This window comes from Streptomyces sp. NBC_00234 (assembly GCF_036195325.1).
Taxonomy (GTDB): domain Bacteria; phylum Actinomycetota; class Actinomycetes; order Streptomycetales; family Streptomycetaceae; genus Streptomyces.
On the sequence record NZ_CP108101.1, the window covers coordinates 4,421,106 to 4,433,539 of the forward strand.

Sequence of the window (12,434 nt, forward strand, 5' to 3'; positions counted from 1 at the left end):
CGATGATGGACAGCTGACGCACGAGGAAAGGGTGGAGCCATGGCAGCGGGAACGATCCGCTACTGGGCCGCGGCCAAGGCCGCCGCTGGGACCGCGGAGGAACCGTACGCAGCGGCGACGCTCGCCGAGGCGCTCGAAGCGGTGCGCGAGCGGCACCCGGGCGAGCTGACCCGCGTACTGCAAAGGTGTTCGTTCCTCATCGACGGAGACCCCGTGGGGACCCGTGGGCATGAGACCGTACGGCTTGCCGAGGGCGGCACGGTCGAGGTGCTCCCGCCGTTCGCAGGAGGGTGAACCGCAGACCATGAGCAGCAGCGATCAGCAGTATCCGTACGGTCAGCAGTACGCGTACGGGGAGGGGCACCCCGGTGGGGAGCCACCGCAGCCGCCCGCGGGTGAGTACGCAGGTCAGCAGTACGCCGATCCGTACGCGGGCCGGCAAGGTCAGTCCTACGCCGACCCGTACGCGGGCCAGTACGCCGACCCGTACGCCGACCCGGCCCACGCGCAGCCCCAGCAGCCGTACGGCGACCCGGCCCACGCGCAGCCCCAGCAGTCGTACGGCGACCCCGCCCCGTACGACCCGCAGGCCGCCTGGCCGGCCCAGCAGCCGCAGCAGCCCGTGTCGCCCGCGGACCACGGCCTGGCCGACCAGGGTGCGACGCAGACCTGGCAGGGGCAGACCTGGGACACCCAGTACCAGCCGACCGTGCAGCCCCAGGCCCATGCCCAGGTCCAGCAGCCCCAGTCCCAGCCGGTGCCGCAGGCCGGAGCGTCGGGTTCCTACCCGTTGCCTCCCGAGGTGCCGGCAGCCCCGGTCACCCCGGCCGCGGTGCGGGACGGCGCCGCAAGGGCACCGGAAGCCGCCACCTACAGCTCGCCCACCACGGTGGGCAACAGCCGGATCACCGACGCCCAGCGCGCCCGCGCCGAGGGACGCTCGCCGATCATCGCGCCGGGCATGCAGCCGGCCGGGATCACCGCGGGCCTCGGCCTGCTGCTCGCCCTCGGTGCGGCGATCGGGCCGTACGCCCTGCTCGTGCCGCTCGTGCTGCTCCAGGCCGTGACGGCCGCCGGATGGTTCCGGCTCAATGGCATGTGGCCGGCCCGCCAGGGCATCGCGCTCGCCTTCATGGGCGGCTTCGCGGCCGATGTGGCGCTGCTCGCCGCGGGCCGCGAGAACGCCGCCGCGGCACTCCTCGGCACGCTCGGCGTCTGGGTGCTGCTCACCGTGGTCCTCCAGCTGCGCAGCCACGCGGGTGCCGACGAGCGGATGTACGGGCTGATGGCCACCGTCGTGTCGGCGGCGCTCGCCGTCCTCGCGGCCGGTCATCTGGCGGCGATCCCGGACGCGGTGACCGTGGGCGGGGTGGCGGTCGCCGCCGCCGTGCTCGCCAGGGCGCTTCCGTTGCCGGGCGCGGCATCGGTCGTCGTGGCCCTGCTCGCCGCCACCGGCGCGGGCGTCGCGGCCGGCGGGTTCACCGACTTCGGGTCCAAGGCCGCGTTCCTCGGGCTGGCCGCCGGTGGCTGCGCGCTGATCGGGCTGCGGGTGGCGAGCTACGACTACCCGTCGAGGTTCGTGCACATGACGGCCGGGGTGGCGCTGCCGCTGACCGCCGCTGCTCCCGCGGTCTATCTGATCGGCCGCGCGATCGCCTGACGCGCTCTCCTCCACCGTCCCCGCGCCCCTCGTCGGGCAGCCGTCCCGGAGCACCCTTCCCCGCGCCGTCAGGCGTCCCGCGTCGCTTTCCGGCCGTTCGCCGGAGCCCGGGGAACCGGGCGGGTGCTTCCGTTCGTCGATCACCCCGGGCGTGCTGCGCAGTCGCAGTAGGCTCACGCGCACCGGGGGTCCGAGCGGTCAGGTGGGGGAGGAACAGGCAATGCGTGCACTGCGGATACTGCTGATCATCGCGGTGGTTCTGGGCGGGATATTCGTCGCCGTCGACCGCGCCGCGGTGTACTTCGCCGAGTCCGAGGCGGAGGGCCGGGTCCGGCTCACCGGTGCGGAGGCGGGCTCGACGGAGGTTTCGATCAAGGGCTTCCCGTTCCTGACCCAGGTGGCCGGATCGGAGCTCGGTCAGGTCGACGTGAAGCTGACCGGCATCCAGGCGAACGCCGCAGGCCGCACGCTCCGGATCAGTGAGATCAGGGCCCAGCTGCACCAGGTGACCCTGGGCGCTGGCTACACCAGCGCGACGGCCGCCCGTGCCACGGGTACGGCCGTCGTCTCGTACGACGACCTCACCGAGGCGGCCGACAAGGACGTCACCGTCGCCTACGGCGGCAACGGCAAGGTGAAGGTGACCGGCGAGATCAGCGTCCTCGGCCGCACCCTCTCGCGCAGCGTGATCTCCACCGTCACGCTGGTCGACGGCGACACCGTCCGGGTGCACGCGGACAAGGTTCCGGGCGAGGGCATCCCCGGCCTGGAGGGCCTGGTCCGTCAGAAGACGGACTTCGAGCGCAAGATCGGCGGTCTGCCGAACGGTCTGAAGCTCCAGAAGATCGAGGTGACCGAGAGCGGTCTGGAGATCTCGGTGACCGGCTCGGACGTCGCACTCGCCGGCTAGGGCCTCTCGCACCCGGACCGCACCCACCCGTACCGCCGCGCGCGGCGTCGCGCATATCGCCGCAGATCAGGCCGTATGCCAGCCGGATCCATATAGTGAGACGGCTGCGTCCGGCCCTCGGGTGGCCTCTGCGTGCGAACCCTCCGGCGATGGTCCCGGGTCGTGCCGTACCTGCTTCATGTCTCGTATCGCGGACGATCGTGTCTCACCATCCGACACGACGGTGACATCTCCACCCGTACGTCCCTACGATCGGACCCATGAAGCGACAGGCGGATCTCACGAAGCGGCGGGCAGTAGACCTGTGCCGCGTCGCCGCCATGCTCTGTCGCACTTTCTGAGCGGGATCGCGTCCCGTTTCCCCCCGGCCCTTCGACCGTTGTCAGGGCCCGCCCCGTGCCTTCGTACACGCACTGCCCCCGTGCATCTGCGCGTACACCCCGCACTTCGCACCACCCCGCCGCAGACTGCCCCGGAGGAGAAACACATGAGCCGCGCAGACGTCCTGGTAGACGCCGACTGGGTCGAGGCCCACATCGACGACCCGAAGGTCGCCATCGTCGAGGTCGACGAGGACACCTCGGCGTACGAGAAGAACCACATCAAGAACGCGATCCGGATCGACTGGACCAAGGACCTCCAGGACCCGGTACGCCGTGACTTCATCGACCAGGCCGGCTTCGAGAAGCTCCTGTCCGAGAAGGGCATCGGGAACGACACCCTCGTCGTCCTCTACGGCGGCAACAACAACTGGTTCGCGTCGTACGCCTACTGGTACTTCAAGCTCTACGGTCACCAGGACGTCAAGCTCCTCGACGGTGGCCGCAAGAAGTGGGAGCTCGACTCCCGCGACCTCGTCGACGGCGACCAGATCCCGGCCCGCCCGGCCACCGCGTACAAGGCCCAGCCGCAGGACGAGTCGATCCGCGCCTACCGCGACGACGTCGTGAAGGCCATCGGCAGCCAGAACCTGGTCGACGTGCGGTCGCCCGACGAGTTCAGCGGCAAGCTGCTCGCCCCGGCGCACCTCCCGCAGGAGCAGTCGCAGCGTCCCGGCCACGTGCCGAGCGCCCGCAACATCCCGTGGTCGAAGAACGCCAACGACGACGGCACCTTCAAGTCGGACGAGCAGCTCAAGGCCCTCTACGAGGCCGAGCAGGTCGACCTGGCGAAGGACACCATCGCGTACTGCCGTATCGGTGAGCGCTCCGCGCTCACCTGGTTCGTCCTGCACGAGCTGCTCGGCCAGGAGAACGTCAAGAACTACGACGGCTCGTGGACCGAGTACGGCTCCCTCGTGGGCGTGCCGATCGAGCTCGGCGCCAACAAGTAGGTCTCCGGACCACCGACCAGCACGACACTCGACGAGAAGGACAGAACACATGTGTGGAGCAAAGGCCGGCGGCCCCGACGCTTCGACGATCAAGCCCGGTGAGACCACCATCCAGGGCAGCGTGACCCGTGACGGCGAGCCCGTCACCGGCTACGTCCGTCTGCTGGACTCGACCGGCGAGTTCACCGCCGAGGTCCCGACCTCGGCGACCGGACAGTTCCGCTTCTACGCGGCCGAGGGCACCTGGACGCTCCGCGCCCTCGTCCCGGGCGGCAGCGCGGACCGCACGGTCGTCGCACAGACCGGGGGCCTCTCCGAGGTCGCCATCGCTGTGTGATCCGTAGCGCACGACCGGCCGGAGGGCCGTACCCCAGGGGGTTGGACGCCACCTGAGCAGGGGTGCGGCCCTTCGTGCCGTTCGCGGGGCCGATCGGAACTACGCTGGAGGTATGTACGCCCGGCGCCGCCGCGCCTACTTCCTGATGATGGGCGGATGCATCGTCCTCTTCGTCTCCGCCTGGGCTGTCGTGCGCCTCTGGTCGGTCCCGGTCGCCGTCGGGATGTGCGTCGTCGCGATGGTCATCCCGCCGATCGCGGCGATGGTCGCCAACCGGCGTGGCCCGGAGGACCGTTGGTGGGACGACCCCTCCGGTGACAAGAAGTCCGACGAGTGGTGGGACGAGCTCGACGGCAAGAAGCGACGCCCGTAGGGGCGCGCCCCTGAGGCGGCGTGGTCGGGGCTCAGTACACGAGGGCCTGGACGCCGTCCGCCATGATCTCCTGCACGAAGACCTGCGCGCCCGCGATCCGTACGCCTTCCAGGACGTCCTTCTCGGAGATGCCGCGCCGTGCCGCGCACTGCGTGCACAGGGTGATCAGGCCCCCCGCCCGGATCGCCTCGACCAGGTCGGGCAGCGGGGCGGAGTGCGGCAGCTCGAACTCGGCGGCGCGCTCCGGGAGTGCGAACCAGGCGGATTCGCCGGTCAGCCAGAGCGAGACCTCGACACCGCTGGCGACGGCCACGGCCGCCACGGTGAACGCCTGCGAGCAGCGCTCGGGCGCATCCGCCCCGGCGGTCACCTTGATCACGAGCTTCTTCGACATATGCCGAACTGTAATGGGCGCCCGTGCAACCTCCCCCGGTACCTGTGGGTCAGTTGTGTGCGCAGATAACGGAATCTGCGCCTCAGGTCTCGTGGGGGGACCCCTTTTGGAACTGAACGACACCCTTTCCGATGCGCAGGCCGGGCAGGCCGCGCAGGCGGTCGCGCCCGCGCCGCCCGAAGCGCCGGCCGGACCGCCGGTGATTCCCACAGCCGCCCCGGCCGCTCCGGAGCAGGCCACACCGCCGCGCCCGCGCCCGCGTGGCCGCACGACGCTGCTCATCGCCGCCGCCGCGCTGCTCGGCATCGCGGGCGGTACGGCCGCCGGGTACGGCATCCAGGCCGAGCGCGCCCCGACGCCGCTGGCCGCCCTCTCGCAGCCCGGACTCGTCCACCCGGCGAAGCCGCTGCCGGCGGACCAGGTGCCCGAGCCGCTGCCCGCCTCGCAGGACCGCCGGGCCGCGACGGACGGTGATCTGCGGAAGGTGCTGATCGCCAAGCCCAAGGGCTGGAGCACGCTCGACGACCCGGCGGTCGACGACGGCTGGGTCAGCCTGGACGGCTACGCCATGGCGTTCGAGGACGAGGCGTACATGTACGAGGAGCTCCTCTCGACGGACCTGCGCCGGATCGCGGGTGCGAGCTGGGAGCGCGGTCAGCGCGAGGTCCACATCCGGCTCGTCCAGTTCCGCAGCGGTGCGGAGCTGGGGGCGGTCGATCATGCCGAGGGACAGCTGTCCTACATGGACGGCAGCGAGCACGGCGCGGGCAACGCGGGAGACGCCGTCAAGGGGAGCGGCAACGGCCGCTACTACCTCTACCCGGTCAGGAACGAGCCGGGCTATCTCCCGCTCTACCGGGCCCGCGCCGTCGCCCAGCGGGGCGACGTGATGATGGAGATCGACGTCTACGACACCAGGCCGGTCGCCAAGAAGGACATCCGCACGCTGGCCGAGCGACAGCTGGAGCGCCTGTGAACGACGACGCCATCACGCCCGGTGAGAGCCCTGCGGAGAGCAGCTCGCCCACGCCCGCAGAGCCCGCGGCCGTGACGCCCGAGCAGGCTGCGGCGCCCGAGCAGGCTGCGGCACCCGAGCAGGCTGTGACACCCGGCCCGGACGTGGCACCCGCCGCGGACGCCACTCCCGCACGGCCCGGCAGGGCCCGCCGGGTGGTCCTCGGGGTCCTGCCCTTCGTCCTGGTGCTCGGCGCCGTCGGCGGGGCAGCCGCGTACACGAAGTCCACCGTGGACGGGGCCGACCGGACCGTCGGCACCACTGTCTGGCAGAAGCCGGACCGCGAGCCGGCCAAGGACCCGGCCGGTGACCCGCCCCGGGGCCGTGCCGCGACCGAGCTGAGCAAGCTGCTGCTGCCCGTCCCGTCGGGCTACCGGCTCGGTCCCGACATGGGCGTCGACGGCAACGACAGCGAGACGAGCGGCAGGAAGGCCGCGGCGGCGATGAAGGAGTCGGGCCGGGGGCTCGCGGGCAAGCAGCGCCGCGAGCTGGAGAAGCGGATCGACCGGTACGACATCCAGGGCCTCGTCCGGCGTTCGTACACCGCCGACACCGACGACCTCGTCGTGGAGACGCAGATCGTGAAGATGAAGGACCGCAAGGCCGTACGCGACATGTACACCTTCCGGACCGGGCTGATGGATGCCGTCGGCGTCTTCCGTGACGGTCCGAAGATCAAGGGCCACAAGCACGCCACGTGCTACCGGATGCCCAAGAGCAGCAAGTCCGACCTCGACGGCATGGCGTGCGTCGCCTACGACGGCGGGGTGTTCCTGAGCCTCGACGCGATGGGCACCGAGCCGTTCGACACGAGCGCCGTGGCGGAGCTGCTCAAGGACCAGCTGGACCACATCGCGTCCCCGGGGGAGTACATATGACCGAGCCGACCGAGCCGACCGAGCCGACCGAGCCGACCGAGCCGACCGAGCCGACGGCGGCCCCGGCCGCCGCGCCCCTGCCCCCCGCCCGCAAGCCGCGGCGCGTGCTGCGGGCCGTCGCCCGCTGGACCGCCGCCGTGCTGGTGTGCGGCGGCCTCGGCACCGGAACGGCGTACGGCATCGCGTCCATGGAGCGCACCGACGTCCCCGGTCTCGCGACCGAGGGCGACGGCCGCTGGGCGTACCCCGAACTGGCGCTTCCCGCCCTGCCGTCCGGGGCGCCGAGGCCCCTCTCGTACGGCAATGTCGCCGGGGTGCACCACGCCGACCTGCGGAAGCTGCTGCTGCCCGCCCCGGCCGGAGCAACCCCGGACAAGAAGCTGACGGGCGACTGGGTGACACCCGCGCAGTACGTCTCCGAGTACGATGCCGACCAGCGTGCCGAGATCACCCGGACGCTCCGCGACTCCGCCCTGCGGCACATCGCGGCGCGCGGCTGGACGATGCCGGACGGCACCGAGTCCCGGATCTATCTGCTCCGGTTCAACTCGGTCGCGTACGCGGAAGGGTTCCGCGACGACCTCCACATCGGCGCGACCGCGGGCGAGTCGCTCGCCACCGCGCCCGAGGTGGACTTCGACGAGAGCTGGTCGAGCTCGGGCCGGGTGCACGACACCGTGTCGTACGTGTTCAGCGAGAAGAAGGCGTTCGGCAAGGAGCACGTCCGCCAGGCGTACACCGTCGCCGGTGACACCGTCGCCCTGATCGTGCACTCCAGGGACGGCAAGGCGGCCACCGAGCGGATTCCGTTCCACCAGTCGGTGATCCTGCAGAACCAGCTCCTCGGCTGAGGACCTGAACGCGAAGGCCGGGCCCCAACCCATTAGGCTGGGGCCCGGCCCCGCACTGCGGCCATATCGTTCGTTCCGAGGAGCTCCCGTGCTTGAGGCATTCTTCTCCGCCCTGCTGATCCTGGTGTGTGTCGGCGTGCTCGCCTTCGCGGGTCTGACCGTGAAGAAGCTCTACCAGGGCCAGCGCTGACCCTCGCCGAACTCCGCCTCTCCCTCACAGATGGTCTGAGCCGCTCATGATCGAGATTCCGTCCGACCTCCATCCGGACCTGGTCCCGCTGGTCTTCCTCCTCGGCAACTGGACGGGTGCGGGCGTGTCCGACTTCCCCGGCGCCGAGAAGTGCAACTTCGGCCAGGAAGTCTCCTTCACCCACGACGGCCGGGACTTCCTGGAGTACGTCTCGCACTCCTGGGTGCTCGACGAGGACGGCAACAAGGTCCGGCCGCTGGAGAGCGAGTCCGGTTACTGGCGCGTCGACAAGGACCGCAAGGTCGAGGTCGTCATGGTCCGTGACCAGGGCATCGTCGAGATCTGGTACGGCGAGATCGCCGACAAGAAGCCGCAGATCGACCTGGTCACCGACGCGGTGGCCCGTACCGCGGCCTCCGGCCCGTACAGCGGTGGCAAGCGGCTCTACGGCTATGTGAAGAGCGACCTCATGTGGGTCGGCGAGAAGGCCACCCCCGACGTCGAGCTGCGTCCCTACATGTCGGCGCACCTGAAGAAGGTCGTCACGCCCGAGGAGGTCGCCGAGATGGCGAAGAGCCTCGGTGACATGCCGGACGACGGCATCGCCTTCTTCAGGTAGGCCGCGCGGAACCTGGGGCCCGGTGCTCACCGCCACCTACACTGGGGGCTGTGGTGAGCACCGACTGGAAGACAGATCTTCGGCAGCGTGGCTACCGGCTGACGCCGCAGCGTCAGCTTGTCCTGGAAGCGGTCGACGCGCTGGAGCACGCGACGCCCGACGACATCCTCTCCGAGGTGCGCAGGACCGCCTCCGGCGTGAACATCTCCACCGTCTACCGGACCCTGGAGCTCCTCGAGGAGCTCGGTCTGGTCAGCCACGCGCATCTGGGCCACGGCGCTCCCACGTACCACCTGGCGGACCGCCACCACCACATCCACCTGGTCTGCCGGGACTGTACGAACGTCATCGAGGCCGATGTCGGCGTGGTCGACGAGTTCACCGCCAAGTTGCGGACGACCTTCGGTTTCGAGACGGACATGAAGCACTTCGCGATCTTCGGCCGCTGCGCGGACTGCGCGGCGAAGGCCGCCGCCGGGCGGCCGGACCCGTCCGGGGACTGAGGGGCAGAGGCCCGCGGCGGGCGTTTGCCTCCGGGCCGTAGGCTGGGCGCATGAAGAGCCCCTTGCTGTCCCTGCCCGGCGCCGTCCCCGCCGAAGGCCGCGACGAAGGTGTCGCCGGGCACTACGGCGACCTGTTCCGCGAACAACGCGCCCTCGCCGACGGCACCGGTTTCGTCGACCTGTCCCACCGGGGCGTCGTCACGGTCACCGGCGACGACCGGCTGGCCTGGCTGCACCTGCTGCTCACCCAGCACGTCAGCGATCTCGCACCGGGCCAGGCGACCGAGGCCCTGATCCTCTCGGCGAACGGGCACATCGAACACGCCCTCTACCTCGTCGACGACGGCGACACCGTGTGGATGCACGTCGAACCGGATACGCAGGACGAGCTCATCGCGTATCTGGAGTCGATGAAGTTCTTCTACCGGGTCGACGTCGCCGACCGCACCGAGAGCTTCGCCGTCGTCCATCTGCCGGCCGGTTCCATCGCCGAGGTCCCCGAAGGCGTGGCCGTACGGGAGACGCCGCACGGCCGGGACCTCTTCCTGCCCCGCGCGGATCTGGAGGCGTACGCCGCCGACCACGGCCCGGTGGCCGGCATCCTCGCGTACGAGGCGCTCCGCATCGAGACCCACCGGCCGCGCGTCGGCTTCGAGACCGACCACCGCACCATCCCGCACGAGCTCGGCTGGATCGGCACCGCCGTTCACCTCCAGAAGGGGTGCTACCGCGGCCAGGAGACGGTCGCGCGCGTCCACAACCTGGGGAAGCCGCCGCGCCGGCTGGTCTTCCTGCATCTGGACGGCAGCGAGGTCGTCCTGCCCGGACACGGAACGCCGGTACGCCTGGCCGCCGACGGTCCCGAGGGCCGTCAGCTGGGCTTCGTGACCACGTCGGCCCGCCATCACGAGCTGGGGCCCATCGCGCTGGCCCTGGTGAAGCGGAATGTCGCCGTGGACGCGGAACTGATGGCGGGAGACACGGCGGCGGCGCAGGAGACGGTCGTCGAGCCGTAGTTCTTCTACGCGCCGGTGTCCACTGCCGCTGCTACACCTCGATCAGCACGGTGAACGGGCCGTGGTTCGTGAGCGAGACGCGCATGTCCGCTCCGAACCGGCCCGTCTCCACGTGGGCGCCGAGTGCCCGCAGCTGGGCCACCACCTCGTCGACGAGGGGCTCTGCGACCTCTCCGGGTGCCGCGGCGTTCCAGGTGGGCCGGCGGCCCTTCCTGGCGTCCCCGTAGAGGGTGAACTGCGAGATGACCAAAAGCGGCGCATTCACATCGGAGCAGGACTTCTCGCCCTCCAGGATGCGCACACTCCAGAGCTTTCGGGCGAGTTGTGCCGCCTTCTCCGGAGTGTCCCCATGGGTGACCCCCACCAGCACACACAGCCCCTCGCCGACGATCTCGCCGACGACTCCGGTCCCCGGCGGGTCGCCCGCGGCGTCCGCCACGGTCACGGACGCGCCGTCCACTCTCTGTACCACTGCACGCATACAGACCAACCTATCTTGGGCTGAACGGGTACAGAGCACCTGCGTGGGAAGCGTGTGGGGTGGCACCATGCACGTGCCGGTGTGCCGACGCACCGGCCGAGGGGACGGAACAGCATGAGTACATATGGAGCCGGGCAGTCACCCGGCATCGTACCGACGACCCGTACCGGCATCATGCGGCCACCCGTGCAGCGGAGCGGTCTCCCACAAGGGCCCGGACAGCAGGGAGCCGTCCCTGCGACCGGCCCGGCGTCCGTGCCCCTGCCCGTGTCCGCGAGGGGGGCGGCGTCCGTACCCGAACAGACCACGGGGGAGGGACTGTCCGCGGTGCGGGCCCAGCCCGAGTTCCGCGGTCTGCGCCTGCCGGAGCTGCGCACACTCCGCAAGGACGCGCAGCGGGACGAGGCGGACCTCAGTTACGTACGCAGGCTGGTCCAGGGCCGCATCGACATCCTGAGGGCCGAGCTGGCCCGCCGCCGGGACCCGGAGAGCCCGGTGGTCGACCGGCTTTCGGAGATCCTCGCCGACACCCCGTCCCTGCACCGCTCCTCCGCCCGGCACGTCACCCTCACCACGCCGCGCAGCGACGAGTACCGGCAGCTGGCCGCGGAGACGCTCGCCGAGGTGGAGCTGTCCGACCTCGACGCCCGGACGGACGACGAGCTGCACACCGCGATGGGGCGGCTCGTCCGCTACGAGCAGCAGGTCTCCCGGCGCCGTCACCGGCTCCAGCGCACCGCCGACGATTGCAGCGCGGAGATCGCGCGCAGGTACCGTGACGGGGAAGCACAAGTAGACGACCTGCTCGCCTGAGGCAATCCTTCCGGGGGCGGGTCACCGCCCGTCCCCGGAAGGCCACCATGACCTCCAGCGCCGCCTCCTCGCCCGTCATAGCCCCCGCCCGGCCCGTTCTGGCCGAGGTCGTACGGTCCGGCTTCGTCGAGGGCCTCCACCGGGGGTCGCTGGTCGTGCTGGCGGCCGACGGCAGTGTGGAGCACACGATGGGGGACCCGGCCGCGCCGGTCTTCCCGCGCTCCTCCAACAAGCCGATGCAGGCCGCCGCGATCCTGCGGGCCGGACTGGACCTCGGCGGGGAGCGGCTGGCGCTGGCCGCGGCAAGCCATTCGGGGGAGGGCTTCCACCTCGATCTCGTACGCAAGATGCTCGCCGAGCACGGGCTGACGCCCGACGATCTCCAGACGCCGCCCGATCTGCCGCTGGACCCGGTCGAGGCCGAGTCGTACCTCGCCTCGGGGCAGGTCCGTGAGCGGCTCACGATGAACTGTTCCGGCAAGCACACGGCGATGCTCGCGGTCTGCGTACGGAACGGCTGGGACACGGCGAGCTATCTGGACCCGGAGCACCCGCTCCAGCAGCTGGTGCACCAGGTCGTCGAGGAGGCGGCGGGCGAGCCGGTCGCCTCGGTCGGCACGGACGGCTGCGGGGCCCCGCTGATGGCCATCAGCCTGGTGGGCCTGGCGCGGGCGTTCCGGTCCTTCGTCCTGGCGGAGCCGGGCTCGGCGGAGCGGCGGGTCGCGGACGCGATGCGCGCCCACCCCGAGTTCGTCGCGGGGACGCGGCGGCCCGACACCTGGCTGATGCGCGAGGTGCCGGGGACGCTCTCCAAGATGGGTGCCGAGGCGGTGCAGGCGGTGGCGCTCGCCGACGGCCGGGCCCTGGCCTTCAAGATCGACGACGGTGCGACGCGGGCCCTGGGACCGGTGCTCGCCCGCTCGCTGGAACTGATGGGCATCGACGCCCCGGTGGTCTCCCGCATCGGCCGGTCGCCGCTGCTGGGAGGCAGCGCCGAAGTGGGCGGGATCCGCGCGGCGTTCTGACGCTCGGGTGAGGCCCGGGCGGCGGTTCGGGCGGCC

At 71.2% G+C, this 12,434-nt stretch carries 17 protein-coding genes; 15 read left to right on the top strand and 2 right to left on the bottom strand.

Annotated features, from left to right (window positions below; all coding sequences use genetic code 11):
- Positions 1-39 precede the first annotated feature (39 nt).
- The 7 genes from OG230_RS19380 (at position 40) to OG230_RS19405 (ending at position 4,613) form a co-directional block, all read left to right on the top strand.
- A complete protein-coding gene (locus tag OG230_RS19380) occupies positions 40-294 on the top strand; it encodes a MoaD/ThiS family protein (RefSeq protein ID WP_328904981.1) in 255 nt (84 codons plus the stop codon).
- 10 nt (positions 295-304) lie between these two features.
- Entirely contained in the window at positions 305-1,660 is a 1,356-nt protein-coding gene (locus tag OG230_RS19385) for a hypothetical protein (protein ID WP_328904982.1), read from the top strand.
- A 220-nt stretch (positions 1,661-1,880) separates the two neighbouring features.
- Positions 1,881-2,570, top strand: a complete 690-nt coding sequence (locus tag OG230_RS19390; RefSeq protein ID WP_328904983.1) for an LmeA family phospholipid-binding protein — start codon at positions 1,881-1,883, stop codon at positions 2,568-2,570.
- Between the two features lie 260 nt (positions 2,571-2,830).
- Positions 2,831-2,911, top strand: a complete 81-nt coding sequence (locus OG230_RS36410; protein ID WP_350310325.1) for a putative leader peptide — start codon at positions 2,831-2,833, stop codon at positions 2,909-2,911.
- 146 nt (positions 2,912-3,057) lie between these two features.
- A complete protein-coding gene (locus OG230_RS19395) occupies positions 3,058-3,903 on the top strand; it encodes a sulfurtransferase (protein WP_328904984.1) in 846 nt (281 codons plus the stop codon).
- A 49-nt stretch (positions 3,904-3,952) separates the two neighbouring features.
- Positions 3,953-4,240, top strand: coding sequence for a DUF1416 domain-containing protein (locus tag OG230_RS19400; RefSeq protein WP_018490348.1), 288 nt, complete (start codon positions 3,953-3,955; stop codon positions 4,238-4,240).
- A gap of 112 nt (positions 4,241-4,352) precedes the next feature.
- A complete protein-coding gene (locus OG230_RS19405) occupies positions 4,353-4,613 on the top strand; it encodes a DUF3099 domain-containing protein (protein WP_328904985.1) in 261 nt (86 codons plus the stop codon).
- A 31-nt stretch (positions 4,614-4,644) separates the two neighbouring features.
- On the opposite strand, the gene OG230_RS19410 is transcribed toward OG230_RS19405, so the two are convergent.
- Positions 4,645-5,007 (bottom strand): DsrE family protein, encoded by a 363-nt coding sequence (locus OG230_RS19410; RefSeq protein ID WP_328904986.1) that lies wholly within the window; start codon positions 5,005-5,007, stop codon positions 4,645-4,647.
- A 106-nt stretch (positions 5,008-5,113) separates the two neighbouring features.
- On the opposite strand from OG230_RS19410, the gene OG230_RS19415 reads away from it, so the two are divergent.
- From OG230_RS19415 to ygfZ, 6 genes are all read left to right on the top strand, one after another.
- Complete coding sequence (locus OG230_RS19415) at positions 5,114-5,983, top strand: hypothetical protein (protein ID WP_328904987.1); 870 nt, start codon at positions 5,114-5,116, stop codon at positions 5,981-5,983.
- Positions 5,984-6,108: 125 nt separating this feature from the next.
- Positions 6,109-6,900 carry a hypothetical protein gene (locus tag OG230_RS19420; RefSeq protein ID WP_328911450.1) on the top strand — a complete coding sequence of 264 codons (792 nt, stop codon included), beginning with the start codon at positions 6,109-6,111 and terminating at the stop codon, positions 6,898-6,900.
- Positions 6,897-7,751 (top strand): hypothetical protein, encoded by an 855-nt coding sequence (locus tag OG230_RS19425; protein ID WP_328904988.1) that lies wholly within the window; start codon positions 6,897-6,899, stop codon positions 7,749-7,751. The genes OG230_RS19420 and OG230_RS19425 overlap by 4 nt, the downstream gene beginning before the upstream one ends.
- 236 nt (positions 7,752-7,987) lie before the next feature.
- Entirely contained in the window at positions 7,988-8,560 is a 573-nt protein-coding gene (locus OG230_RS19430; RefSeq protein ID WP_328904989.1) for an FABP family protein, read from the top strand.
- Positions 8,561-8,610: 50 nt separating this feature from the next.
- On the top strand, positions 8,611-9,063 hold the full coding sequence (locus OG230_RS19435; protein WP_328904990.1) for a Fur family transcriptional regulator: 453 nt from the start codon (positions 8,611-8,613) through the stop codon (positions 9,061-9,063).
- Positions 9,064-9,113: 50 nt separating this feature from the next.
- Positions 9,114-10,079 carry a CAF17-like 4Fe-4S cluster assembly/insertion protein YgfZ gene (gene ygfZ / locus OG230_RS19440; RefSeq protein WP_328904991.1) on the top strand — a complete coding sequence of 322 codons (966 nt, stop codon included), beginning with the start codon at positions 9,114-9,116 and terminating at the stop codon, positions 10,077-10,079.
- A gap of 31 nt (positions 10,080-10,110) precedes the next feature.
- Here ygfZ and dtd read toward each other — a convergent pair whose 3' ends face one another.
- Positions 10,111-10,560: a D-aminoacyl-tRNA deacylase gene (gene dtd / locus OG230_RS19445; protein WP_328904992.1), complete on the bottom strand. Its 450-nt coding sequence runs from the start codon at positions 10,558-10,560 to the stop codon at positions 10,111-10,113.
- Between the two features lie 114 nt (positions 10,561-10,674).
- Here dtd and OG230_RS19450 point away from each other — a divergent pair, with 114 nt between their 5' ends.
- Positions 10,675-11,373, top strand: coding sequence for an RsiG family protein (locus OG230_RS19450; protein ID WP_328904993.1), 699 nt, complete (start codon positions 10,675-10,677; stop codon positions 11,371-11,373).
- A gap of 47 nt (positions 11,374-11,420) precedes the next feature.
- Positions 11,421-12,398 carry an asparaginase gene (locus OG230_RS19455; RefSeq protein ID WP_328904994.1) on the top strand — a complete coding sequence of 326 codons (978 nt, stop codon included), beginning with the start codon at positions 11,421-11,423 and terminating at the stop codon, positions 12,396-12,398.
- Positions 12,399-12,434: the final 36 nt, after the last annotated feature.

Coding starts and splice junctions, on each gene's coding strand:
- OG230_RS19380 (WP_328904981.1), top strand. CDS start 40: ATGGCAGCGGGAACGATCCGCTACTGGGCCGCGGCCAAGGCCGCCGCT.
- OG230_RS19385 (WP_328904982.1), top strand. CDS start 305: ATGAGCAGCAGCGATCAGCAGTATCCGTACGGTCAGCAGTACGCGTAC.
- OG230_RS19390 (WP_328904983.1), top strand. CDS start 1,881: ATGCGTGCACTGCGGATACTGCTGATCATCGCGGTGGTTCTGGGCGGG.
- OG230_RS36410 (WP_350310325.1), top strand. CDS start 2,831: ATGAAGCGACAGGCGGATCTCACGAAGCGGCGGGCAGTAGACCTGTGC.
- OG230_RS19395 (WP_328904984.1), top strand. CDS start 3,058: ATGAGCCGCGCAGACGTCCTGGTAGACGCCGACTGGGTCGAGGCCCAC.
- OG230_RS19400 (WP_018490348.1), top strand. CDS start 3,953: ATGTGTGGAGCAAAGGCCGGCGGCCCCGACGCTTCGACGATCAAGCCC.
- OG230_RS19405 (WP_328904985.1), top strand. CDS start 4,353: ATGTACGCCCGGCGCCGCCGCGCCTACTTCCTGATGATGGGCGGATGC.
- OG230_RS19410 (WP_328904986.1), bottom strand. CDS start 5,007: ATGTCGAAGAAGCTCGTGATCAAGGTGACCGCCGGGGCGGATGCGCCC.
- OG230_RS19425 (WP_328904988.1), top strand. CDS start 6,897: ATGACCGAGCCGACCGAGCCGACCGAGCCGACCGAGCCGACCGAGCCG.
- OG230_RS19430 (WP_328904989.1), top strand. CDS start 7,988: ATGATCGAGATTCCGTCCGACCTCCATCCGGACCTGGTCCCGCTGGTC.
- ygfZ (WP_328904991.1), top strand. CDS start 9,114: ATGAAGAGCCCCTTGCTGTCCCTGCCCGGCGCCGTCCCCGCCGAAGGC.
- dtd (WP_328904992.1), bottom strand. CDS start 10,560: ATGCGTGCAGTGGTACAGAGAGTGGACGGCGCGTCCGTGACCGTGGCG.
- OG230_RS19450 (WP_328904993.1), top strand. CDS start 10,675: ATGAGTACATATGGAGCCGGGCAGTCACCCGGCATCGTACCGACGACC.
- OG230_RS19455 (WP_328904994.1), top strand. CDS start 11,421: ATGACCTCCAGCGCCGCCTCCTCGCCCGTCATAGCCCCCGCCCGGCCC.